Source organism: Roseofilum acuticapitatum BLCC-M154 (assembly GCF_030068475.1).
Taxonomy (GTDB): Bacteria; Cyanobacteriota; Cyanobacteriia; order Cyanobacteriales; family Desertifilaceae; genus Roseofilum; species Roseofilum acuticapitatum.
The window spans coordinates 44669-69057 of the sequence record NZ_JAQOSP010000063.1 but is presented as its reverse complement, the minus strand read 5'-3'; the positions used below and the strand labels follow the sequence as shown (position 1 = coordinate 69057).

General features: G+C 46.2%; 21 protein-coding genes. 6 read left to right on the top strand and 15 right to left on the bottom strand.

The features are described from left to right. Positions 1-17 precede the first annotated feature (17 nt). The 9 genes from PMG71_RS08965 to PMG71_RS08925 form a co-directional block, all read right to left on the bottom strand. Positions 18-1751, bottom strand: coding sequence for a diflavin flavoprotein (locus PMG71_RS08965; protein WP_283753326.1), 1734 nt, complete (start codon positions 1749-1751; stop codon positions 18-20). A 155-nt stretch (positions 1752-1906) separates the two neighbouring features. Beyond that, positions 1907-3175 (bottom strand): bifunctional folylpolyglutamate synthase/dihydrofolate synthase, encoded by a 1269-nt coding sequence (locus PMG71_RS08960; protein WP_283753325.1) that lies wholly within the window; start codon positions 3173-3175, stop codon positions 1907-1909. Continuing rightward, on the bottom strand, positions 3165-3533 hold the full coding sequence (locus tag PMG71_RS08955) for a hypothetical protein (protein ID WP_283753324.1): 369 nt from the start codon (positions 3531-3533) through the stop codon (positions 3165-3167). The genes PMG71_RS08960 and PMG71_RS08955 overlap by 11 nt, the downstream gene beginning before the upstream one ends. 91 nt (positions 3534-3624) lie before the next feature. Continuing rightward, positions 3625-5418, bottom strand: coding sequence for a glycosyltransferase (locus PMG71_RS08950; RefSeq protein ID WP_283753323.1), 1794 nt, complete (start codon positions 5416-5418; stop codon positions 3625-3627). 47 nt (positions 5419-5465) lie between these two features. After that, the gene (locus PMG71_RS08945; RefSeq protein ID WP_283753322.1) at positions 5466-7028 is read right to left on the bottom strand and encodes a tetratricopeptide repeat protein; all 1563 of its coding nucleotides are present in this window, start codon (positions 7026-7028) and stop codon (positions 5466-5468) included. A 21-nt stretch (positions 7029-7049) separates the two neighbouring features. After that, positions 7050-8534, bottom strand: a complete 1485-nt coding sequence (pap, locus tag PMG71_RS08940; protein WP_283753321.1) for a polyphosphate:AMP phosphotransferase — start codon at positions 8532-8534, stop codon at positions 7050-7052. A gap of 107 nt (positions 8535-8641) precedes the next feature. After that, the gene (locus PMG71_RS08935; RefSeq protein ID WP_283753320.1) at positions 8642-9661 is read right to left on the bottom strand and encodes a metal ABC transporter solute-binding protein, Zn/Mn family; all 1020 of its coding nucleotides are present in this window, start codon (positions 9659-9661) and stop codon (positions 8642-8644) included. An 88-nt stretch (positions 9662-9749) separates the two neighbouring features. Then, on the bottom strand, positions 9750-11414 hold the full coding sequence (locus tag PMG71_RS08930) for a right-handed parallel beta-helix repeat-containing protein (RefSeq protein ID WP_283753319.1): 1665 nt from the start codon (positions 11412-11414) through the stop codon (positions 9750-9752). Positions 11415-11455: 41 nt separating this feature from the next. After that, positions 11456-13000, bottom strand: coding sequence for a diguanylate cyclase domain-containing protein (locus PMG71_RS08925; RefSeq protein ID WP_283753318.1), 1545 nt, complete (start codon positions 12998-13000; stop codon positions 11456-11458). 300 nt (positions 13001-13300) lie between these two features. On the opposite strand from PMG71_RS08925, the gene PMG71_RS08920 reads away from it, so the two are divergent. Next, positions 13301-14188 carry an alpha/beta fold hydrolase gene (locus PMG71_RS08920; protein ID WP_283753317.1) on the top strand — a complete coding sequence of 296 codons (888 nt, stop codon included), beginning with the start codon at positions 13301-13303 and terminating at the stop codon, positions 14186-14188. A 137-nt stretch (positions 14189-14325) separates the two neighbouring features. Here PMG71_RS08920 and nadA read toward each other — a convergent pair whose 3' ends face one another. The 6 genes from nadA to ruvA form a co-directional block, all read right to left on the bottom strand. After that, entirely contained in the window at positions 14326-15288 is a 963-nt protein-coding gene (gene nadA / locus PMG71_RS08915) for a quinolinate synthase NadA (protein ID WP_283753316.1), read from the bottom strand. A gap of 120 nt (positions 15289-15408) precedes the next feature. Further along, on the bottom strand, positions 15409-16467 hold the full coding sequence (gene aroF, locus PMG71_RS08910; RefSeq protein ID WP_283753315.1) for a 3-deoxy-7-phosphoheptulonate synthase: 1059 nt from the start codon (positions 16465-16467) through the stop codon (positions 15409-15411). A 35-nt stretch (positions 16468-16502) separates the two neighbouring features. Then, complete coding sequence (locus PMG71_RS08905; RefSeq protein ID WP_283753314.1) at positions 16503-16982, bottom strand: PAM68 family protein; 480 nt, start codon at positions 16980-16982, stop codon at positions 16503-16505. Positions 16983-16993: 11 nt separating this feature from the next. Beyond that, positions 16994-17263, bottom strand: a complete 270-nt coding sequence (rpsO, locus tag PMG71_RS08900) for a 30S ribosomal protein S15 (RefSeq protein ID WP_283753313.1) — start codon at positions 17261-17263, stop codon at positions 16994-16996. 95 nt (positions 17264-17358) lie between these two features. After that, a complete protein-coding gene (locus PMG71_RS08895) occupies positions 17359-18267 on the bottom strand; it encodes a sulfotransferase family protein (protein WP_283753312.1) in 909 nt (302 codons plus the stop codon). 28 nt (positions 18268-18295) lie between these two features. After that, positions 18296-18922 carry a Holliday junction branch migration protein RuvA gene (gene ruvA, locus PMG71_RS08890; protein ID WP_283753311.1) on the bottom strand — a complete coding sequence of 209 codons (627 nt, stop codon included), beginning with the start codon at positions 18920-18922 and terminating at the stop codon, positions 18296-18298. 267 nt (positions 18923-19189) lie between these two features. Between ruvA and btpA the strand changes: the two genes are divergently transcribed. The 5 genes from btpA (at position 19190) to PMG71_RS08865 (ending at position 24158) form a co-directional block, all read left to right on the top strand. Then, positions 19190-19999, top strand: coding sequence for a photosystem I biogenesis protein BtpA (gene btpA, locus PMG71_RS08885; protein WP_283753310.1), 810 nt, complete (start codon positions 19190-19192; stop codon positions 19997-19999). Between the two features lie 100 nt (positions 20000-20099). Beyond that, positions 20100-20579, top strand: a complete 480-nt coding sequence (locus PMG71_RS08880) for a thioredoxin domain-containing protein (RefSeq protein ID WP_283753309.1) — start codon at positions 20100-20102, stop codon at positions 20577-20579. Between the two features lie 123 nt (positions 20580-20702). Further along, positions 20703-21611, top strand: coding sequence for a vitamin K epoxide reductase family protein (locus tag PMG71_RS08875; RefSeq protein ID WP_283753308.1), 909 nt, complete (start codon positions 20703-20705; stop codon positions 21609-21611). Between the two features lie 87 nt (positions 21612-21698). Beyond that, complete coding sequence (locus tag PMG71_RS08870; RefSeq protein ID WP_283753307.1) at positions 21699-21908, top strand: hypothetical protein; 210 nt, start codon at positions 21699-21701, stop codon at positions 21906-21908. 93 nt (positions 21909-22001) lie between these two features. Then, positions 22002-24158 carry a CHASE2 domain-containing protein gene (locus PMG71_RS08865; RefSeq protein WP_283753306.1) on the top strand — a complete coding sequence of 719 codons (2157 nt, stop codon included), beginning with the start codon at positions 22002-22004 and terminating at the stop codon, positions 24156-24158. Positions 24159-24389 lie beyond the last annotated feature (231 nt).

Here is a 24389-nt window from a genome sequence, read left to right as displayed (position 1 = left end):
CCTACCCCTACCAACCCTTAATAATAACTGCCGGTTTTGCGATGGTGAACGGCGGTTACTCCGGTGCGATCGAAGACTTTACCGCTCTCAACGGTGGCATAAACCATCCAATGATCGCCGCATTCCATGCGATCGCCGACCGTACACTCCAAATAAGCTAAAGCCTCTTTGAGAATTTTCCCTCCATTCTCAGCTATTTCTGTTTCCAAGCCCGCAAACCGGTCTTCACCGGGGGCAAACTTGCGGGTAAACTGGCGAATTAAGGGACTATTTTCCGGCAAAATATTCAACACAAACCGATCGCCAGAATGGGTTAAAGACTCCATTGCTCGGTCTTTGGCCACCGCAACCGTTAACCCTGGAGGATTAAACGTGGCTTGAGACACCCAACTGGCCAGCATTCCACTATGTAAATCTCCGCGATGGGCCGAAACCACACATAACGATCCGACGATCCGACCGACTGCTTGGGCCGTGCGATCGCTACTCGACACATTCACCGATCGCTTGGGGGTGCGTCGTTTCAAATCCTTCTTCAACTGCCCAGCAAAATCAATCCCCGCTTCCTCACATTGCTGTAAAATCCCATCCGTGGGGGTAAACTTCACCCGGATCGGCTCAAACCCAAACTGATACCCTGCATCTTCTAACTTACTCTGCAAAATATCGATCGCCTCTCCACTCCAACCAAACGACCCAAATACCCCAGCTAATTTCGTTTTTGCCGCCGTCGATAGCACAATTCCCAAAGCAGTTTGCACTTGGGTGGGGGGATGGCCGGCTAAGGTTGGAGAACCAATAATAAACCCATCACACTTTTCTACCTGGGTCTGAATCTCGGCCGGATCGACCAATTCGCAATCAATTAACTCAACCCCGACACTCGATTTGGTAATTCCATGGGCGATCGCCTGAGCCAAAGTTCCCGTATTTCCATAGGCTGACGCATAAATCAAGGCCACCGATAATTCCTGTCCGCTTTGCTTCTCACTCCAATGGCGATAGAGCTGGGTTAACTCCTGTTTGCCATAGCGCAATAGGGGCCCGTGTCCAGGAGCATAATATCGAGCTGGTTTATCCTGCATCCGCTCTAGGGCCGTCAGCACCTGTCGAGGTTGGGTCGCATGGAGACAGTCGTAATAATAACGCCGGTCTTCGCTATAGAGTTTCCATCCTTCATCAAAGACTTGATCCCCACAGACATGAGCGCCAAAAAACTTGTCGGTAAATAGGATTTGGGAGAGGGGATCGTAAGTGCAAATGCCATCAGGCCATCGGGGGGTTGGGGTGGGGATAAACTGAAGATGATGACCTTGACCCAAGTCGAGGTCGAGATCTGACCGGTTCACCAGTTGCACGTTGACCTCTATATCTTCCTCTTGCCAAAGCTTATCTAGGGCTAACTTGGCTGCTTTCGAGCAAACTATAGTCAATTGGGGAGCCAAGTTGAGCAGTGCTTTCAGGGTGGCTCCCCGATTCGGATTAAAGTGGTGAACAATCACATAATCAATGGATTTGAGATCGACTCGATCTTGTAGCGCTTTGATATAGTTATCGGTGAAGGATTCTCCTGGGGGATCGATCAGGGCGACCTTATCGCTTTTAATCAGGAATGAGTTGGCGGTTGTGCCCTTTTGTAGGGAATATTCGACTTCAAATTTGAGACGATCCCAAGTGCGCGATCGCAATAAAGTAGTTTGATGATCGAGATAAACGACTTGGACATCACGGGGTTTAATTAAGGATGACATAGGATCAAGGCGGTGAGAATACAAGGATCGGTTACCCAATAGTATAACTTTCTGGCTTGCACCAAAAGCCACCCCTATCTCTTTAGTAAAGTTTATGGCTGAGATTAAGCTTTACCAATGAAGGGATTTATGGCTGAAAAAAGCCCGTTTTTGGGTTATTCCTTGCCCTCTACAAGAGACAAATAATAACCCAACAGATATAGGGAACCAGAAAGTACAATTAAGCCCGAAGAGTCTATCAGGGCCGCATCTAGAGCATTAGAGAGATCGTCATAGGCTGCACTACTTTTTAAGTTCGGTTGTAGGCTTTTGGCTAATTCCGATAGCTCTTGGGGGGAGGCACAAGAGCTATCAGGAATGGGAACAGTGAAGAGGCGATCGCCTGGACGCAGGAGAATTTGGAAGATTTCTGTATGGGATTTGGTCGAGAGCATTCCCATCACCCAATGAATGGGTGATGATTCTAGGGTATCGAGATATTGGCGCAAGACGATCGCCGATTCGGGATTATGGGCCCCATCAATGAGGATGCGCTGGTGTCTCCAGATACTCCATTCTAGGCGACCGGCCCATCGGGTATTGGCGATTCCTTGTTGGATTGCTTGGGGAGAAATCACCCAGTCTGAAGGGGGTAGGGTTTGGACTGCGGCGATCGCCAAAGCGGAGTTTTGCCGTTGATGCGCTCCCACCAAAGGAAGTTGAACCTCAAGATCGCCAAACTTGACTTTTCCGTTACCAAGATCTTCTGCGGGTGGGGGATAAATGGCTGGGCAGTTTAATTCCTGAATGCGTTGCTCGATAACGGCTTGCGCTTCTGGAGGAACAGCACCAATAATGGCGGGACAGTGGGGTTTAAGGATACCGGCTTTTTCCCTAGCAATATCTCCTAGGGTGGGGCCCAACACTTGCCAATGATCCCAACCAATAGAGACAATGACCGTAGCTAAGGGGCGATCGCAAACATTCGTCGCATCTAAACGGCCCCCTAATCCCACTTCCATCACGGCTACATCACAAGCTTTTTGGGCAAAATAGAGCCAAGCAGCAGCCGTAAACACTTCAAACTGGGTGGGAGAATCTTGGGGATTGACGACTTCTAAAACTTGGACGAGAAGATGATAGAGGTCTTCTAAGGCGATCTTCTCACCATTAATACAGATTCTTTCTGTCCAATCGCGCAAATGGGGGGAGGTATAGCGCCCCACTCGATAGCCTGCGGCAGTTAAAATCGAGGAGACATAAGCACAAACTGACCCCTTACCATTGGTTCCAGCTACATGAATCACCGGAACCCGATCTTGGGGGTTTCCCAAAGCAACCAAGAGTTGCTTAATCCGATCCAACCCCAGATGAACCGCCACATGCTGATGGGGGGGTAACAAATCGGCGATCGCTTGGCCCCATTGAGATGCTTTATTCTTCAAGTTGCAATCTCAAATTCACGGTTCCAGAGGGGCGAACATCACCAGGAGAGCGAAATAATCCCAGACCTTCCCCCGATCCGGCGCTCTCTCTGTACATGACATCTACCTTTTCATTGAGTCTCAATTGGGGAATCCCTTGAGGCGATCGCTGATTGGATAGGCGCGGATCGACTCCCATGGAAGAGTCTGTAGATAGACCGGGAAAATCCTGAGTGCTACGACTCTCTACGGTTTGTAAAGAATCCCCTTTTAGGGTGACTCCTTCTTCTTCTTGAGACAGAGCGGGGTTGCCGAGGAAGGCAAACATCGCGCTGAAGGCGATCGCCCCAGTTACTGGCCATAACGATAAAGTCTTCATCCTTGACGTTCAGCTTAAAGATACTTGTACTTCCCATTATGGTGCTATATAGAAAGCCTTGGCAATCGGTTGTTTACAAAGTTTTAATATCCTACTGGTTTAGCAATTTCTGAGTTTGTTTCTCCCAGGTTAAGGTTTGCATCATTTTGGCGAATTGCTTACCTTGTTTTTTGGCTTGTTTACGATGTTGGTAAATCCATTCTAGGGTTTCTAGAATTTCTTCAATATCGCAGTTTCCCCAACCTTCTGTACCTCGGAAGTGGGGATGGGAAGGGACTGGAGATTGGTTTTTTAGGGGGTAACCTGCGCCTCGGTTGAGTAGGTCTAAATGTCCAGTATTCGCCGATAGGATGGTAGGAACGCCACAGGCTAAACATTCCATGGCAGCTAGGTTGGTTCCGCCTTCGGCACGACTGGTAAATATGGCTGCGTCAGCTTCCCGGAGAATTGGGGGAAGTTGGGAGTTGGGGGTTGGGCCGAGGGCGATCGCCGCCTCAGCCGGTACACCATTTTTCTGTAACCATTGCATCATCTGTAACTCTTTATTCTGGCTCACTTGGGGTAATCCCGTAACATTGCCAGTGGTGTCTAAGCCGAGCATTAAACTGGGCCAGCCATTATGCCAAGCAGTGATGAGCAATGCATCCCGATGGCGCTGGTGAAAGGCTTTGAAGGCAGCCACAATCTGATCTTGACCTTTGCGGTATTCGAGTTTACCCCCAGCAAAGATAACGAAGCGCTCTTTACCCCAAATTCCCAGTTTAGGTGCGGGGTGAAAGAGGGTAGGATCGATGCCTTGTAAGATGGTTTCAACATGGCTGAGTCCAGCACTGGTGAGCAGTTGGGTGTTCCAACTGCTACCGGCAATGAGGCGATCGTAGGTTTGGGCATTGGCGATCGCCTCCTTGTCCAAATCTGTATCTTCAAAAAACACAATCCCCACCGCAGAATTACCCTGTAAACGCTCCATTAAGGGTGATTTTCTAAACCCATGACCTAAACCATGTAAGATGGGAATATTGGGGCTGACTTTGGGTAAGGGGCCCCTTTCTTTGGCTTCTGCAAATACTTGACGCAAGGCGATTTGATGCAAGGGGTGCAAGTTCTTAATATTACCAGGGGCAACCAGTAAATGGGGATAAGTTTCGGTTTTTTTGACCCATTGCAGGGCTAGATTGAGTCCGTATATTCCCCACCCCGTGTGGTTGCCGAGTTGCCAAGCAATTCCGATACCATTTTGGGTAATATTTGGGTCGGTAGGGGCGGGTTCACCCATAACCTCGCTATCCCACCCAGATCTCCGTGAACCCGCCCCCGCGCTTACGCTGGAGGGGATGAATTGTGTGTTCTGGGTGATGGTGGGGCGGGTTAACTTCAATTTGGGTTGATCTTCTAAATCTTGGGTGAACCTGCCCCTACGGGTGACTAATTGGGTTTTGACGGCACTGATGACAGAATGCCAGTCGCTGCGTGCGGGTTGGCGGAAGATGCGGATGGTGGGATACCAGGGACTATCGGAGCGATCGAGCATCCAGCGCCAGTCGGGGACAAAGGAGAGTAACAGCCAGGTGGGTTTACCCATAGCTCCAGCTAGATGTACCAGGGAGGTATCGACGGTGATGATTAAGTCGAGTTGCTCAATTAGGTTGGCGGTGTCGGCAAAGTCCTGGATTATGGGGTCAAGGTTAGTGATGTTTTCTACCCCTTCTAGTTCTTGGGTGCGATCGCCTTTCTGTAAGCTGTAAAAGTCTATTCCTTCGATGTCTAACAAGGGCAGAAGCTCGGCAAATTTACAGGAGCGTTGGCGATCGTTTCCATGGTTGGGATTCCCTCCCCAGGCTAACCCCACCTTAAATTTATCCGATTTGGCGATCGCCCCATCCACCGTAGGGGCGGGTTTATCCGTATCTGAGGACGAAGAGGATAAACTCTCTAAACCCGCCCCCCTCTCACCGGATCTGAGGCAGAAGGCTGTAAATGCCCTAAACCCGCCCTAACCGGAGCGCGAAGATAAGGAATAGATGCGGGAATGGTGTCTAAAGTCGTACCTAAAATATAGGGCAAACTCATCAACGGGGCCCAAATATCATAGTCGGGTAAAGGTTGATCCCGTGGCACTAACCTAACGGGTTTATATCCATCAGCGCTATGTTCTGTTACAAAGTCTGCAAACAATGCGATCAACAGTCGGGGACATTCGAGAATCACTTCTCCCCCAAGCTCTTGCACCAAAGGCAAATAGCGCAAAAATTGGATGGAGTCGCCAAACCCTTGTTCACAATAGAGGAGTAACGTTCTTCCTCTAAATGGATGTCCATTCCATCGGGGCTGATAAACGGGTTTATGATGGCCAGAAGTTTGCCATTGATAGCGCCATTCATATTCTGCCCAACCGTTGGTAAAATCTCCGGCAAGTAAGAGCGCTATACCGAGGTTCGTGTGAGCTTCGGCATAGTCAGGTTTAAGACGAATACAAGTTTCATAAGCGGCGATCGCCCCATCATAGTCTCCAATTTTATCCAGAGCAACAGCGAGATTATTATACGCATCGGCATAATGGGGATTGAGTTCTAGGGATCTGTGATATTCGGCGATCGCCTCTTCCAATTTTTCCTGTTGACTCAGAGTTACCCCTAAATTATTGTGAGCTTCCGGTGAATTGGGTTCGAGTTCTAAGGAGCGATAATAATGTTGTGTTGCCCTTTCCAGTTGTTTTTGAGCGCTTAGAGCAACAGCGAGATCGTGGTGCAATTTGGGCGAGTTGGGATCGTGAATCAGGGCGGTTTCATAGTGAGGAATGGCTTGCTCGATCTGGTTTTCTTGATGCAGGAGAGAAGCCAGATGACCATGAATTTGGGTATAGTCTGGGTTAAGATCTAGCGCTTTTTGGTAATGGGAAATCGCTTCTTTGCGTTCGTTTTGTTGATGGTAACAGAAGGCGAGGCTATAGTGAACCCCAGCATGATCGGGAACTTGATCAATAACCTGTTTTAACTCAAGAATAGCGGGTTCATAGTCTCCCTGTTCTAAATAGAGATTGCCTAAATTTTGCCGCGCTTGGGTATAGTCAGGATTAAGTTTTAAGGCTTCTTGGTAATTCTCAAGGGCTAAATCCAGGTTACCCAGGGTTTTGTAGGTTTTCGCCAGATTATAGTAACTTTCTGTATAGTCAGGGGCAAGGGCGATCGCCTGTTTATAATGGTTTACCGCTTCCGTGGGGCGATCGCTTTGAGCGAGGGCAGTGGCTAGATTATTATGGGTTTGCGGTTGATTGGGGTCAACCTTAAGGGCATTTTGATAGGCTGCGATCGCCTTTTGAATATCCCCGGCACTATAGTAAGTCACACCCAACAGATGCCAAACCTGTCCATTTTGGGGATTTTGCTGGAGAATCTGCCCGCACCGGTTTAGCGCCTCCTGGAACTGTCGTCCTTGAATCGCGCCAATAATTGGGTTCAGTTGTGCCCTGTTCAGAATAACCGTGTAATTCTCCACTATATTACTCGGTAGAATACGTTAACGTCTTAAACCCAGTTCGATCGCCGCGATCGCTGACTCTAATACCTTCACCCGTGCATAGAGCTTATCATTGCCCGCCACCACTGTCCAAGGCGCATTAGGCGTATGAGTGCGCCCAATAGCCTGATTCACTGCTACCTCATATAATCCCCACTTTTCCCGGTTGCGCCAATCTTCCTCAGTTAATTTATAGTGCCTAAAGGGGTCATCCTGGCGGGACTCAAATCGCTTTAATTGCTCCTCTGGACTCACATGGAGCCAAAACTTAACCAAAACATAGCCCGCATCCGTCAGCATAGCCTCAAATTCGTTAATTTCACGATAAGCCCTGCGCCATTGAATATCAGTGGCAAAACCTTCAATGCGCTCGACTAAAACTCGACCATACCAGGTGCGGTCAAAAATACCAATCTTGCCAGCCGTGGGTAAATCCCGCCAAAATCGCCAGAGATAATGATGCATTTTTTCTTCAGCCGTGGGTGCAGAAAAGGCTCTTACTTCATAACTGCGCGGGTCTAAATTATCGGTTAAGCGCTTAATGGCTCCCCCTTTTCCGGCTGCGTCCCATCCTTCAAATACTGCCAATACGGGCAATTTAGCCTTAAAAATCTTCAGTTGTAATTCCTGTAATCTTACTTGGGCTTTTTTCAGCCGTTTCTTATACTCTTTCTTGGATAAGGATGCGCCCAGATCCACCCGTGCTAGAAAGTCGGGTTCTGTGGGTTCTAGTTGCTCTTGGGGAGGTAAGGGAGCGGGAATGAGTTGACTTTGGCGACGGTCTAAGGCTTCTCGTAAGGTAGCGGCGACGGTTTGCAAGACTTTGACTTGGGCCCAACGTTGACAGTTTCCTTCGACTAATGTCCAGGGGGCAAACCCGGTACTGGTTTGAACGATCATTTCTTCGGCTAACATCCGATAGTCTTCATATCGTTTGACCTGTTGCCAATCTTCATCCCGGACTCGCCAAGAATTCAGGCGGTCTTTGGCATAAGCGTGGAGCCGTTGCTTGAGTTCTTTTTTACTCAAGTGAATCCAAAATTTGGCGATCGCACAACCATCATCACTCATTTGTCGCTCAAAGGCGTTAATATGACGCATCAGGCCTGGAACTTCCGATTCTCGAACCCGATCAAAGAGCCGGTCTTCGAGAACATGGGTATACCAGCTATGGTAAAACAGGCCAATGCTGCCGTAGTGGGGGATTTTTTGCCAAAATCGCCAGAGGACTGGATAATTTTGTTCTTGGGCGTTGGGGGGCCAAATGGGATGTAGTGCAAATCCCCTAGGGTCCATATAGCCGATCACTTTTTTGACTAGAGCGCCTTTACCTGCGGCTGCCCATCCTTCGAGAACAACGATCATGGGTAACTTTTTTTCCCAACAGGCATGTTGAAGCGATCGCAACTGTTGCATGAGATCTTCTATTTCGGTTTTGTAGCGGTGCTTGTCGAGAGAGCGATCGAGATCCAGTTGCTTGAGCATTCCTAATGTATGTCCTTGTATGGTTCAGCTTCTATGATCGGCGATCGCTTCCCAATTTTAGCAATCCTTTGGTTTATTTTTAACTTTGAACCCTAGACCGCAAGAGATTAGTCACTTAAAGCTTCGACTAAATTAGTCACATTCTCTTCCATCCTTCTTAAATAAACTGTCGGTTCACTGCTGCTTGTTTCTCCAATAGCAATGGGATCGAAAATGCTAACTTTGATTTTGAGATCTTCAGCTAAGGTTTCAAAGGCTTTGGTTTCAACTCCTGGTTCTTGCAGCAAGGCTTTGATCTGTTCGGCTTGCACAATTTCGATTAAACGACGCATATCTTCAGGAGAAGGATTTTCTTCAGGGATGTCCACCAAAAACTCGGATCTCAGACCATAACTCTGGGCAAAATAAGCAGCGAAATCATGGAAGGTGATCAAGGTTTGGCCGGCGTAAGGTTGCAGTTTTTCGGTGGTTTGAGCATCTAAGGCTTTGAGTTCTTCGATAAAAGCAGCCGCATTTTGAGTGTAAATTTCTTGTCCTTCTGGATCGACGGAAATTAAACCATCACGAATATTTTCGACTTGCTGAATGGCTCGTTTAGGATCGAGCCAAATGTGGGGATCGAATTCTCCATGATCGTGACTATGTTCATCTTCATGGTCACCATCTTCATGGTCATGATCATGGTCATGGTCATGGTCATGGTCGTGGTCTTTTTCTGCAAATCTCAAGGGTTCAATACCGGCACTCGAATCAACGATGATTAAATCGCTATTCTCGGCATTTTTAATCATGTTATCCAGGTAAGATTCTAATTCTAAGCCATTTTTGACTAAAATATCGGCTTGGGCGATCGCCTGAACATCCGCAGGTTTGGCTTGGTAGTCATGGGGGCCCACATTGATTGGTAGTAATTGTACGACTTCTGCGCGATCGCCGACTACAGCCTTCGTAAATTGGGTCATCGGTAAAAATGTAGTCACCACCTCCAACTCGTCCTGCTCTTCCACAACGGCTGTATTTTCCCCTGTAGTGCTTTCAATGCTGGAGTTAGCCACACAACTGACCCCAGATAGAGCGGTGAAAACGGCGAGGGTTAAGTGACTGAACCTCTTTGCTAGAATCATCATCGACTGTAATTAGAATGATTATCATTTTTATTTTAATGCAAGCTGGGAGCGATCGCCAGCAAATCCCCCATCCCCCATCCCCCATCCCCTATAGGCACTCTTTTTGCTCAAATCCCCGATTTCCCTTCACGGAAACTGAACAAGAAAACTCTAAAACGCCCTCACCTGTAGACTGATTATTAACAATGGTATTACCTTGTCCCCCTTGAGAAGCCTTAACCACAATATTGCCAGGGACTTGATTATTCTCAATTCTGACATTATTCATCCCACTTTCTCCCCGATTCGTATCCGCACTCACATAAATATTGGAGTCTCCAATGGGAGCAGGTAAAAGAATATTATCTATAATCGTCACATTCTCAATTTCAGGAATCTTATAAATCCCAATATAAGCATTCCCTTGATTGCCGCGAATAACTACCCCTTTAACTGAAGTCCCTCCACAACACTCTTGAATTAAAATCCCTTCTCCATCCACACTCCAATAGCGATTCTCCATAATTCGATGGCGATAAACCTCATACTCATTCCCCTCAATTGTCACCTGATGACCCGACCAATCAATTCCCCGATTTTCATAGGTATTAGAATTTCTTGGTTGCGTTAATCCTGTGGGATGAGTCCAGACTTGTTTTCCTGGTTTATCATGAATTTCATTATCTTTAATCACCAATCCTTGACCAGAGGCTTGAATTCCTGTACGCATGGTATGATAAACCCAATTATCTCGGATGGTAATTCCCTGGCGAAATAATCCCGGTTGAGTGGTGGGAGTTTCGGCTAAATCGAACTGGCCAGAACGATTGACGGCAATGCCATGGTGGGCGCTATAATCAAAGGGGACGCGATCGCCTTGAGCATAAGTAATAATGGTTTTCTTGTCCAGGCTTTTTACTTTATATCCCGGTTGCTCATAAGTATCGGTAATCTGGTCATTGAGGCGATTATTGGCCACTAAAATCTGTTCATAGCCATTCACCTTCAAATTGGCTGTAAACCGATCGCTAAACCGCATCCAACCGTCCTGGAAGGAGCGATCGGGCACTCTACCATCAGGATAGGCCACATTGTTGCTGCGAAGGCCAAATAGAATGATATTACGGTTTTTGGCTGAGGCTAAATCCGGTTTAATCTGCACTCCAGCGCGATTGATATCTAAATAGACTAATCCCAGATTACTATCGGTTTCGGGATGAGCGGTGCGAATGGTCTTAAATGCAGTTTTATTGGGGGTTCCATCTCCCGATAACTGGGGTTTATACTGGGGGAACAGCAGACGGGAGGGGGGTTGGAAGTTATCGGATTTTGCCTGAGCGATCTGCGGTGTTTCTCCGCGAAGGATAATGCGATCGTCTAAAACCAAATCATCAGTAAATTCATAGGTTCCAGCCGGGAAATAAATCACGCCACCTCCCTGAGCCAAAACGGCGGCTTTAGCTTGCTCAAATTGGCGATCGCTGGTTTCTCCAGGAAAATCTGTGATATTATAGACACAATCCCAAGGTAACTGATTACTCCAGGGATAAGCCTCTTTTCCATAAAACGTGGCGATCGGATCATTTTCCAGTTGCGAATCCTCTACAGCACAACCCTTCTGTGCAACTTCACGAACAGATACCGGTGAATCAGCAACCTGAACAAGACTTGGAGAGAGTTTTAAAAAGACCAGAGAAATTATTAAACCTAAAATTATTATCCATCCAATAGACCAAAATTTATTTTTGACCTTTTTCCGTTTTTTTATATTCATGAAAATTGATCTTAAAGAAAAACATACCGACCGAGTAAAATTTATATTTCATCAATAGATAAACGATCTAAAGAACGAGAACAAAATTGATTTCTTCCCAATTGTTTTGCTTCATATAATGCTTGATCCGCAGCATTAATTAAAGACTTTACTGACCATTGAGCAGTAGGAATTATACTGGTTACTCCCAAACTCAACGTTACATATGAACTCACCTCGGAACTCTGGTGAGGAATCTGCAAATTAGCAATTTCTTTCTGTACACAATGAACCACCTCCCCAGCTCCTTTAGGATTGGTATTGGGTAAAATGATAGCAAACTCTTCTCCACCATATCGAGCTACCAAATCCCCTGGTCTTCGAGCTGCCTTCGTCAAAGCACCCGCAATTTTAATCAAACAATCATCCCCTAACAAATGTCCATAAAAATCATTATATTTCTTAAAATAATCTACATCACACAAAATTAAAGATAGACATTTATGTTCCCGTTTCATGCGTAACCATTCTTGTTCTAAGACCGAATCAAACACACGGCGATTAGCCACTTGAGTCAAGCCATCTCGATGAGCTAAAAATTCTAACTCTTGGTTTGCTTCTTCCAGTTTTTGATATAAATTGGATTTTTCCAACGGTGAAGCCAATTGATTAACAATAGCTTGAATCAAAGCCACTAAATCATCTTGGCGATCTTCTAGACTTAATTTATAGAAAACCAGTATAGATAGAACTTGCTTGTTAGCGATAATCGGTACACCAAACACCGATTTAAATCCCGATTGTTTAGCTAAGTCTTTACGAATATACAAATTCTCTGAACAATCGCAACAATTATCGATCCATTCCGGCTTTTGAGATTGCCAAATTCTACCCGGTAAACCTTGATTAGGAGCAAAACTGATTTTGGCGCTTTCTTTTTGGAATTCTTGAAATCGCTTATTCTCATTTTCTAGGCAGGGAACATAAGTTAATAAAGTTTGCTCCTGATTCGGAATCCAACCTTCTGCATGATCCCATAAAATATGATTACATACTCGATCGAGAACCTGAGAAATTGCTGATTGAACATCAAAAATATCATTGATTATTTTGGTAACATCTAGCATTAAACTCATTTCTTTTTGAGTTTTTTGTAATTCCTTGTTTTTATCCTCTAAAATTTTGTTCTTAATCTGTAACTCTCTTTGTAAGTTTCTTAGCTCTAGGTGATGTTTGACTCTAGCTAAAAGTTCTTCAACTTGAAAGGGTTTTGTTAAGTAATCTGCTCCTCCCAGTTGAAATGCTTTGGCTTTATCCGTACCTTCTTGAAGTGCGCTCAAAAAAATCACTGGAATATCAGAAGTTTTAGGATTTTTCTTAAGAGTTTGACAAAAAAGATACCCATTCATTTCGGGCATCATGATATCGAGCAAAATTAAATCGGGTTGGAAATGGTCAAGACTAGTCAAAGCAAATTTACCATTAGCGGCTAAACGAACTTCGTAACCTTGTTGTTGTAAAACTGTTTTCAGTAGTCGAAGATTTTCCGGAAAATCATCAACGACTAAGAGTTGTGGGCATAGCTTAGAATTAGGAGAGTTGCTCATGTTGTTTCATACAAGCTAGGTGAGCCGTAAAATTAAGATTATAAGCACAAGTGTTTAACTCTCTAATGCAATCATAAACAATTATTAATGATCGAAAACAAAACTCATAGAGTCGAGTAACTTCTAATTCAGAGAGCTTAAGAGAACTGACCTTACTAATTATCATCATAAGGTATATCCAATGAATAGGCTATTGGATTATCCTTTGTAGGCTCTATAACCTTAACGCTTAAACTGTCAAAAGGGTTTAAAATTCAATCAGTAGACCAACTAAGATCCTAGATTCTAATTTCCAACCCTGTGACTACTCAACTTTTATCCCGAAATACTTTAACTCCTCAAACCTGGCTTTGGCAAAATCACCGTATTATTTATACTGTTCAGGGACGGGGGATTCCCTTAGTCTTAGTCCATGGTTTTGGGGGATGTGTGGGACATTGGCGCAACAATATCCCCACCTTAGCCCAAGCTGGATACCAAGTGTTTGCTCTAGATTTACTAGGGTTTGGAGCTTCAGATAAACCTCCCTTAGACTACTCCCTGGATCTCTGGTATAGCCTACTGCAAGACTTTTGGGCAACTCACATTCAACAACCGGCTGTATGGATTGGGAATTCGATTGGGGGACTGCTCAGTTTAATGATTCTAGCCCACACTCCAGAGCGGGGAAAGGCTGGCATTTTAATTAACTGCGCGGGAGGGTTGAACCACCGTCCTGAAGAGCTGAATTTACCTTTACGGATAGTGATGGGAGCGTTTACCCGTTTGGTCAGTTCTCCGATAACGGGGCCGTTTCTGTTTAATCAGGTGCGACAAAAACACCGTATTCGGAGGACGCTGCATCAAGTTTATATGTCTTCTGAGGCGATTACGGATGAGTTAGTGGATTTACTCTATCAACCGTCTTGCGATCCAGGAGCGCAAAAGGTGTTTGCTTCGGTACTGACTGCTCCTCCAGGGCCGAAACCGGAGGAGTTATTACCCCACGTCAAGCAACCTTTGTTGGTGTTGTGGGGAGAAGATGACCCTTGGACTCCGATTAGTGCGGGTAAGCTCTATCGTCGTTTGGCTCAAACCCGTGCTGATGTAGAGTTTATTTCGATTCCGAATGCGGGTCATTGTCCCCATGATGAGCATCCGGATTTAGTGAATCGGCTGATTTTAAGGGGTTTAATTCAGATTAATTAACCATTAATAATGGCTAAAATGAGGCCAAGCAAGGAGTGCGAGCATCTTGCTCGCTGTTGTCTGCCCTAGCGAGCAAGATGCTCGTACTACTATTAGAGTCTGCCCTAGCGAGCAAGATGCTCGCACTACTATTAGAGTTAGGTCATTTCTAACATTCGTTGAATGGGACGTAAAGCGGCTAGTTGAATGTCTTTGGGTAGGGTGATTTCTGGTGTGCGGTTTTTCATGGCCCAGTAGAGTTTTTCTAAGGTATTGAGGCGCATGTGGGGACATTCATTACAGGCGCAGTTATTCATGGGTGGTGCAGGAATGAACTGTTTATGGGGGGCTTCTTTCTGCATTTGATGGATGATTCCGGGTTCGGTGGCGACGATGAAGGCAGGACTATTGCTGGTTTGGGCATAGTTAAGTAGAGCGGTGGTGGAGCCGATATGATCGGCATGGCGCAGTACGGGGGGTTCGCATTCGGGATGGGCGATGATTTCGGCTTCGGGGTGCTGGATTTTGAGTTGCACGATCTTTTTTTCGGAAAAGGTTTCATGGACGATGCAACTGCCATCCCAGAGGAGGAGATCCCGCCCGGTTTGTTCCATGACGTAGCGTCCTAGGTTGCGATCGGGGGCGAAAATGATGGGTTGGTGAGCAGGAATTTGCTGGACTATCTGGACAGCGTTGGAACTGGTGCAGATAATGTCGCTCATGGCCTTGATTTCGGCGGTGCAGTTGATGTAGGAAATGACTAAGTGATGGGGATGTAAGGCTCTGAATGCGGCGAAGGCATCGGCTGGACAGCTATCAGCTAGGGAGCAACCGGCATCGAGATCTGGTAAAAGCACCAATTTATTGGGGTTAAGAATTTTGGCGGTTTCGGCCATAAAGTGAACTCCGGCAAAGACGATTACTTCTGCGTCGGTATGGGCGGCTTTGCGGGATAGGCCGAGGGAGTCGCCGATGTAGTCGGCGATGTCCTGGATGTCGGGGTCTTGGTAGTAGTGAGCGAGGATGATGGCGTTGAGTTCTTGTTTGAGGATGGCGATCGCCTCAAAAAGATCTGCGGGTGCTTCAGAGAAGCGAGTGGGGGAGGGAATAGCAGTAAACAAGGTGAATAATAACCCAAACTATTATTACTTTCAGTTTTAATTATAGTTTGTTTCACTAAAAATGGGGTGGATGGCAAACCATCCACCCCGATCTTCACGTGGCGATCGCTGCTGAATTCGTTAAGCGAGAACAGTTTCGGGGATAGACCAGCGATCGACGGCTTTACCAATAACTGCCAATTCTTTCATCAGTTGATCGAATTGATCGGGGGTGAGGGACTGGGGCCCATCGGAGAGGGCTTTGGAGGGGTTGGGATGGACTTCAATCATCAAAGAATCGGCTCCTACGGCGATCGCCCCTTTAGCCATTGCCGGTACATACTGAGACCATCCCGTACCATGGGATGGGTCAATCATCACCGGTAAATGGGTCAGCGTCCGCAACACCGGAACCACCGACAGATCCAAGGTATTGCGCGTATATTTACGGTCAAACGTACGAACACCGCGCTCGCACAAAATTACTTGGGAATTCCCCGCCGCTAAAATATACTCAGCCGCCATCAACCAATCCTCAATCGTGGCTGCCATCCCCCGCTTAAGTAAAACTGGCTTATCCTGCGCTCCGACTTTCTTGAGGAGGGCAAAATTTTGCATATTTCTGGCCCCAATCTGGATTACATCGGCAATTTCTGATACTGCATCAATATCCGCAGTATCCATGATTTCCGTAATAATTCCTAAGCCGCTCTTTTCCCGTGCTGCGGCCAGCAGTTCTAGGGCACTTTCCCCATGGCCTTGGAAAGAGTAGGGGGACGTTCTCGGCTTATAAGCGCCACCGCGCAGGAACTTCGCCCCAGCCGCTTTCACCCGCATAGCTGTTTCCGTAATCATCTCCTCCGTCTCTACCGAACAAGGGCCAGCCACCACCACCAGAGGATGACTTTCGCCAAAGGGAATATCCCCTTGAGGGGTAGAAACAATCACATCTGAGGCTTGACCATGACGATATTCCCGACTCGCCCGCTTAAAGGGTTGTTCAACGCGCAACACTAACTCAATCCAAGGACTCAATTCTTGAATTCTTTCCCGGTCTAGATCTGCTGTATCCCCAACTAAACCAATGACCACCTTGTGTTGGCCCACAATCTTTTCTGGTGTCAGTCCCCAGGTGCTTAGTTCATCACTTACTCGGTCAATTTCTGCGGTTGGCGTACCGCTTTTCATTACTACAATCATGGTTGATTATCCTGACTCAATAGGGTCTTGAATACTTAATCTTGTTTGACCGATCGCCACGCGGCGATCGTTCTACCTAAATTCTGGGTAAAGTCCTGCCAACCGAGTAGAGTACCTACCCGATTTTCATCCCAAGAGGCCGAGAGTACCCCATAACTTAAACCGAGGACACCCAGTCCGAAGAAACCCATACTTACCAACACCACGGCAACATGGGGTAACTCAAACTCCGTTTGCGTCAAAATCAAATAACTGACCACAAACGTTAATACACCTAGGGCAGTGGGTACGCCAGACAACAAAGCCATCCGCTTAATCATCCGCTTACTCACCGCTTCGGGAATCACTCGGTCTTCCTTACGAATAGGGGTTCGTTTCCCAGTTCCTTTCGAGGGCTTGGATTTTCTGGGGGGGGATGAAGGGGTCGAGCTATTTTTCTTACGGCTGGTTTTTGGCTCGAAAGGCAACCGCTCCTTGGCCACCGACTCAGCCTTTTGATCGGGTTCTGGGGACATGGGCAAAACCTCTAGCCTCGAATGCTCAAACGACTAATTAAAGCTTTGTACCGGTCTTGGTCTTTTTCGTTAATGTAACCTAACAAACGCTTGCGCTGACCGATCATTTTCATTAGACCGCGCTGGGAGGCATAATCCTTCTTATTTGATTTCAAGTGGTTACTTAAACGGTTGATCCGCTCAGTCAAAACTGCCACTTGTAAATCTGCTGAACCCGTATCGGTTTCATGAACCTGATACTCAGCCATAATTTGATGTTTTTGGGTTTGCGTTAGACTCATAGGGTATTCTTTTAGGGTAATCCATCAAAATTCAGCAATTTTATACTATAACACAAATTTTCAGTTTTACTCAAGCTTTGGGTCAAATGAGTCAGTTACACGAGCCAATGGGAAAGGTCACGGTTAATCAACTCTTGCAGTTTGAGGATATCTTCACGATAGAATTCAATTAACTGTTGACGTTCTTCCGCCGAGAGAGAGGGGATTTTTTCCTGGGATTGATTTAAGTCCATTAGCTTTTGGCGAAAGTTCTCCACTAGATGAGCTGGAAATAGGCTTTTTAATACTTTAGCTGTAGTTTTTCTCAAGGGATTATGAGTGTGAAGCATTTTATTGAGGGTTTGATTTTTCGGTAATTTCGCTACTTGAGATTTTTTTGATGTATCCGGTGTATAGGTTTCATCTACACCAATAAACTGATAAATTTGCCGCATCAAACCTTGAGAATTTTCTCGCAACTCTTCATACAAGAAGACCTTAATTTGATCGGGTTCAAACTGATCGTAAAAATAACTTAAGTGTTCTCCATAAAATCCTTTCTTGAGAGTAGCTGACTCTTTCCCTTTTTTGCGGATTTGTTCAGATAGGCTTCTCGGTTTACCAATGGCATCGCGAATATGCATCAGATAATCAGAGTAGGCGCGATCGGCTGGATTTCTCAAAATGGCAATCAATTTAGCATCAGGCATATAATGCTTAATCTGTTGGATTGCAATGGGATAGTTAGCCATATAGTTGGGAGAGGCTTCACCAATAGCAATTTCATCTGTTACACCTTGGAATAATTCACAATATTTTTCAAAGGTGTCGATCCGTTTTTTATGAGAGGGGACAGGCTTTATATCTTTGGGGTCTTTATTGGGGTCTCTAGCCAGAAAATTAGGTTCTTTAACCGGACTCATATAGACTTGAGGATGTTCTTTAAGATAGTTATAGATGGAAGTCGTTCCGGCTTTCTGAACACCAATAATCAAAAAATTGGGAAGTTTAACTGCTGAGTTCATGGAATCACCTCTTGAAAAAAATAAAGACTTAACTTAACCAACTAATGGCTTCCCTGATCCAATCTTCTGCTTCTTGAGTTTTCATCAGATGGGGCTTCTGACTCAATGCACCCAAAGCTTGGGCAATTTCTTCTTGGTTATAGCCTAAAGCCATAAGAGTCATTTCCACATCTTCTTGCAAAGCAGAAGGTAGGGCACTAGAAGCGGGTAGAGCAACTCCAGATGCTCCTCGCCATTGGGATAACTTGGTTCTTAATTCCAGAGAAATGCGTTCGGCTGTTTTACTGCCCACGCCAGGAGTACGAACCAGTTGTTTAATATTACCGGTAACGATCGCCTGAACCAAATCCGACAGTCCCAGAGTATCCAAAAGGGCGATCGCCAACTGCGCTCCAATCCCACTAACTCCCACCAATTGGCGAAACAGATCCCGCTCGGCAGCAGAAGCAAAGCCATACAACAGGGGTTGCTCCTCCCGAATCATAAAATGGGTAAACACTTGCAGCTCAGTATTCCGATCCTCCGAGATCCCATCAGCCAATTGACGAGTCACTTGAATCTCATAACCCAGACCATTAACCTCCAAAATCAGAGTCACCCGATTGGGCGATCGCCTCTGAATCTGGTCAACCCTTCCCCTCAGATAACTGAGCATATCGCTATCCCCTTGCGTGAATAAATCGCACAGATCAAGCCTATGGTATTATCATACGGTGTTGTCTTGCCAACACAAGCCAAAGCAACTTCCCAAGTCAACCTGACTTAAGAGCCAAACTCGGCTCATGCTGACATCTGCTCCTGTGAGAAGCCAGAAACCCATGAAAGAGCAATCCTTAACCCATAGCGTTTACCGACCTTACAGAAACCGCATCCCAGATGTCCCGGTGGAGTTGTTGTCGATCAGTCCGGAAAGAGAAAACGGGTGGACTTAACTAAGATTTTTCAAACCTCAAACCCCATTATTGGCGTGGTTCATCTTCTACCCCTACCAACATCATCGCGGTGGGGAGGGAACCTGCAAACCGTCATCGCTAGGGCCGAAAGAGAAGCCACTGCCCTAGCATCAGGCGGAGTCCATGGCATCATGGTCGAAAACTTCTTTGATGCTCCATTTAGCAAAGATCGGGTCGATCCAGCAGTGGTGAGCGCCATGAGCCTGATTATCGATCGCCTCAAAAACCTCGTCACCTTACCCATCGGGGTCAATGTGCTGCGAAATGATGCTCACAGTGCCCTAGCGATCGCCACCTGCACCGAATCTGCCTTTATTCGCGTCAACGTCCTCACCGGCGTAATGGCAACCGATCAAGGCATCATCGAAGGCAGAGCCAACGAACTCCTACGCTATCGACGCGAACTCGGAGCAGACGTAAAAATCCTCGCCGATGTCCTCGTCAAACATGCACACCCCCTAGGCCATCAACCCCTCCCCTCTACCATTAAAGACACCATTGAAAGAGGACTCGCTGATGCCATCATCCTATCCGGGCCAGGAACCGGTACACCCCCCGATCTCGAAGAGCTAAAATTAGCCCAGCAACTGTCCTCAGACACCCCGGTATTGATCGGCAGTGGAGCAGATTGGCATAATATTAGTAGCCTCCTTCCCCATGCCAATGGAGTCATTATTGCCAGTGCCCTCAAACGCCACGGGCAAATCGATCAACCCATTGACCCCAACCGAGTCAGCCAATTTGTAGAAGCGGCCCAGCGCAGTTTAACCCCAAACTAACTGCCTGCGATCGACTCAACCGGTGGGGAAGGGAAACATCCCAGATAAAACCCTAGTCCCGATCCCTAGTCGTCAAACCCCTATCAATGGAGTAGAATCTGTGAACCCTTTCCCAAAACTGATATCCAAAAAAGTGGCCCTTTCCCTATTAAGTGTTGGCCTAGGCACAGGGGGATTAGGGTTCTGGCTAAATGTTGACCATCCTCTAAGGGGTCAACCCGCTCATGCTCAACAATCAGCCCCTGAAAGTCCCCCCATAGAAACGGCTTCGACTCCAGAGAGTCTAGCCCTAGCCGAACATCTACAAAATATAGGCGCTAAAATGTATGGAGCCTATTGGTGTCCCCATTGCCATTCCCAAAAAGAACGGTTTGGAGAAGAAGCTGTCAATCAAATCCTGCTATCAAACACCACTCCGGTTTATATCGAATGTTCACCAGAAGGGCGAACGGCTCCCCAAGCCCAAGTTTGTCAACAGGCAGGCATTAGGGCTTATCCAACTTGGGTCATTGAGGGGGAAAAATATGAAGGCAATTTGTCTTTACAGCAGTTAGCTGAACTCTCTGGCTATCAGGGGTGACAGAATTTTTAAACCCCGGACAATAGTGTTGAACCTGAATCGGTTTCAGGTGGCAAGCCCAAGATTTTTGTGCTGCAATCAAATATATCCCGATCGTTGATTAATAAATAAAGTAATAAAACTATGAGACGTAGGCGTTCTAGTCCTTGGATTCATCGTTGGTCTCGACCGATTACCGCCGCAATCGCTACCATTGGGGCGATCGAAACGGCATTTTTAACCGTCGCCGAGGTCATGGGTAGTACAGAAGCCATATGTCCCACCAGTGGCTGTAAAGAGGTCTTGGGTAGCCCCTATGCAACCGTCTTTGGTTTGCCTCTAACCCTGTTCGGTTTTTTTGGCTATGCTGGGATGCTGATCCTGGCCATCTCTCCCTTATTGATTAATCCCGATCAAAACAAGGAACTGCGAAATACCCTAGAACAGTGGACTCGTTTCCTGATGTTCGCCACCAGTACCGTGATGGTCGTCGGGAGTGCCTATTTGATGTACATCATGGCCTTCACCATTGAAGCTTTTTGTCCCTACTGTTTAGTCTCCGCTTTCCTGTCCCTCTCCCTATTTGTGGTCACCCTCATCGGCCATGCTTGGGACGATATCGGCCAATTAGCCTTGACGGGGTTAACCGTGGCCATGATTACCCTAGTGGCTACCCTAGGAGTCTATGGTAGTGTGAATAATCCCCAAGCTGCCCCAGGAACACCTCCTCCAGTGACCACAACATCTAGCCCGGCTGAAGTGGCCTTAGTTGAACACCTGAATGACATGGGAGCTAAATATTATGGTGCGTATTGGTGTCCCCACTGCCATGAACAAAAACAGTTGTTTGGTCAAGAGGCCGCCTCTAAAATTGACTATGTTGAATGTGCTGCTGATGGCGTAAATGCCCAAGTTGAACAATGTAAAGCTGCGGGTATTCAAGCCTTTCCCAGTTGGGAAATTAAGGGTGAAATCTATGCCGGAGTGCGATCGCTCAATGAAATTGCCGATCTCTCCGATTATCAAGGCCCCCGTAACTTCCTCCAGCCGTGATCTCAATCACCCCTTGAGTTGGGAAACTATCACACTACCCAAGACCAAAAAGGCATATAAAGGACTTTGGTTGTCTTTCAAGGGTCGATGATGATGCGTTTACAATATAAGGGATGGATTTTTATTCATGCGATCGCCTTCACCATCGGTTTAAGTGCGATCGCCTCCATGGATTCTTCCTGGCATCCCATATCAGATCCCAACCTATCCATTGAGAAGGTAAACGCCAATTCCTCAAACCCCACAACCCTTAACCCCTTTTTGGAAAAAGTGTGGAGTAAGATTTTGCCCCTTTAGTTCTGTGCATCTATTGTTTTCAACAATGAACAACCGGATATGCCATCCTGCTTTTGTGGTCAATCCCCTTCTCCTTAACCTAAAATCCGATCCGTGTCATATCCAACTTCCATACAGGCTTTTTGGCATCGGCTCACCCGACGCTTTTCTCCTCAACATCGAGTCATTTTTACCGCTTCAGGCATTACTCTGGGGATTCTCACCCTCCGCTTTTTCGGTCTCTTACAAGGAATCGAACTCATCGCCTTTGATACCCTGGTTCGTCTTCGCCCCACCTTACCCAAAGATGACCGGATCATTATTATTGGCATTGATGAACCGGACTTACAAGCTCTAGGATGGCCCATCCCCGATCGCACTTTAGCAGATCTTCTACAAACGATCGATCGAGGTCAACCCAACGCCATCGGCCTAGATTTATATCGAGATTTACCCGTCAATCCCGGCAATGAAGAATTAAATCAGGTGATGCAACAATTGCCCCACCTGATTGGTATTGAGCGGTTTGCTGACCAAAAAGCACGCCATATCCCTCCCCCTCCAGCCTTAGATCCCAAAACTCAAGTTGGGTTTAATAATGTTCTCTTAGATATTGATGGTACGGTGCGTAGAGGTTTACTATATGTGCATCAAGAAACCCTTCACAAAAGTTTTGCCCTACAACTATCCCTAAAATATCTAAAGCAATTTGGTATTGAAGAAGAAGCAGCATCAGTCAATCCTGAATACTTACAACTGGGTCAAGCCGTCTTTTATCCCTTTCGCGCTTATGATGGAGCTTATGTCAATGCAGATGCCAGTGGCTATCCCTTCCTAGCAGACTTTCGTGGCCCCCGCAATACTTTTACCACGATTTCCATTTCTGAAGTCTTAAATGGAGAAGTTGATCCCGATTTATTTCGCGATCGCATTGTTTTAATTGGCTCAACAGCCATTAGTCTCAAAGACTTTGTTCCCATTCCCTACACCAGACCGGGTGAGATTCCCGGTGTCGAAGCCCAAGCCAATTTAATTAGCTTTATTTTAGATCTAGCCACTGGGGAACAGACCCTCATCAAAACCTTACCCGATCTCCTTGAAGGGCTATGGATTTTTGCTTGGTCGGGATTAGGTTCAATTCTAGCGTGGAAGCTGAGAAACTCCTCCCACTTAACGCTCAGTTCAAGTCTAGCGGTAGGAACCTTATGCATGACCAGCTACGCTCTATTTCTAGCTCGTTGGTGGTTTCCCCTTATTCCTCCCCTGTTCGGCTTTGTTAGCTCATCCCTGATGATTTTAATTCACTTTGCCCATCAAGAAGGGGAACTCAAACGATCTACGGAATTTCTACAAGGGATTATAAATACAATTCCCGACCCCATCTTTGTCAAAGATCAAAGCCACCGTTGGATTGTTTTAAACCAAGCCTACTCCCAGTTAGTGGGCTATCGCTTGGAAGTGTTAATGGACAAATCCGATTATGATTTGTTTGCCCCCGAAGAAGCGGAACAATTTTGGCAACAGGATGAGAACCTGTTTCTGACTCAGGAAAGCACCCAGCAGGAAGAAGAATTTACGGATGCTGGGGGAATTCATCGAGTGATTGAGACCAAAAGAACGCTCCATCGGGATGCAGCAGGTAATTTATTTTTAGTGGGTGTGATCCGAGATATTACTCAACAGAAAGAACGGGAAGCGGAATTACAACGGTTAGCGGAAGATCTCAAACGCCACAATGCTGAACTGAAACTCTCGGAAGATCAAATGCGCCACATGGCTAATCATGATGTCTTGACTGGCTTGGCTAACCGTAAGTTGTTTGAAGAGAAGCTACAAGAAGCCCTAGTGTATGCTCAAGCGAATGAGACAATGCTGGCCACTTTCTTCCTCGATTTAGATGGTTTTAAGCTGATTAATGATTCCTTTGGCCATGATATGGGAGACTTGGTAATTAAGGAAGTGGCGAAACGGCTGACCACTTGTTTACGCGGTAGCGATACGGTTGCTCGACTCGGAGGAGATGAGTTTACCGTACTTTTACCCCAAATTCCGAGTCAGTCTGTCGCTATTCGGGTGGCTGAAAAGATTATTCTCGCAGTGACTAAACCCTTAATTCTCAAAGATCGGGATCTCCAGATCACTTTAAGTTTGGGCATTAGCATTTATCCTCAAGATGGTAAGACTCTGGAGTCCCTGATCAAAGCTGCCGATCAAGCCATGTACCAGGCTAAGTTACAGGGTAAGAATCGCTATTTCTTGGCCTCAGCATAGAAAACCGTTAAGGGTTTATGAAGTCTTTAGAATTCATCGTCTATTACTTCCGGTTTTAAAGCACCTGGTTAGAATAAAAAAATAAGGTTCCGTAAATCCCCAGACTCTAGTCTGAGTTGTGGAACTTCTAATTATCGTAGGTCTTCTGAAAAAATAACCGTATATTTACGGAATCAGAAACATTTAGCAATTGACAATAATTGTTAAAATTGGTAAAACGGCCAGTGAAAT

Coding starts and splice junctions, on each gene's coding strand:
- PMG71_RS08905 (WP_283753314.1), bottom strand. CDS start 16,982: ATGTCCCCAGAACCCGATCAAAAGGCTGAGTCGGTGGCCAAGGAGCGG.
- PMG71_RS08955 (WP_283753324.1), bottom strand. CDS start 3,533: ATGAAGACTTTATCGTTATGGCCAGTAACTGGGGCGATCGCCTTCAGC.
- pap (WP_283753321.1), bottom strand. CDS start 8,534: ATGCTCAAGCAACTGGATCTCGATCGCTCTCTCGACAAGCACCGCTAC.
- rpsO (WP_283753313.1), bottom strand. CDS start 17,263: ATGAGTCTAACGCAAACCCAAAAACATCAAATTATGGCTGAGTATCAG.
- PMG71_RS08935 (WP_283753320.1), bottom strand. CDS start 9,661: ATGATGATTCTAGCAAAGAGGTTCAGTCACTTAACCCTCGCCGTTTTC.
- PMG71_RS08965 (WP_283753326.1), bottom strand. CDS start 1,751: ATGTCATCCTTAATTAAACCCCGTGATGTCCAAGTCGTTTATCTCGAT.
- PMG71_RS08875 (WP_283753308.1), top strand. CDS start 20,703: ATGAGACGTAGGCGTTCTAGTCCTTGGATTCATCGTTGGTCTCGACCG.
- aroF (WP_283753315.1), bottom strand. CDS start 16,467: ATGATTGTAGTAATGAAAAGCGGTACGCCAACCGCAGAAATTGACCGA.
- PMG71_RS08925 (WP_283753318.1), bottom strand. CDS start 13,000: ATGAGCAACTCTCCTAATTCTAAGCTATGCCCACAACTCTTAGTCGTT.
- PMG71_RS08895 (WP_283753312.1), bottom strand. CDS start 18,267: ATGAACTCAGCAGTTAAACTTCCCAATTTTTTGATTATTGGTGTTCAG.
- PMG71_RS08930 (WP_283753319.1), bottom strand. CDS start 11,414: ATGAATATAAAAAAACGGAAAAAGGTCAAAAATAAATTTTGGTCTATT.
- ruvA (WP_283753311.1), bottom strand. CDS start 18,922: ATGCTCAGTTATCTGAGGGGAAGGGTTGACCAGATTCAGAGGCGATCG.
- PMG71_RS08870 (WP_283753307.1), top strand. CDS start 21,699: ATGATGATGCGTTTACAATATAAGGGATGGATTTTTATTCATGCGATC.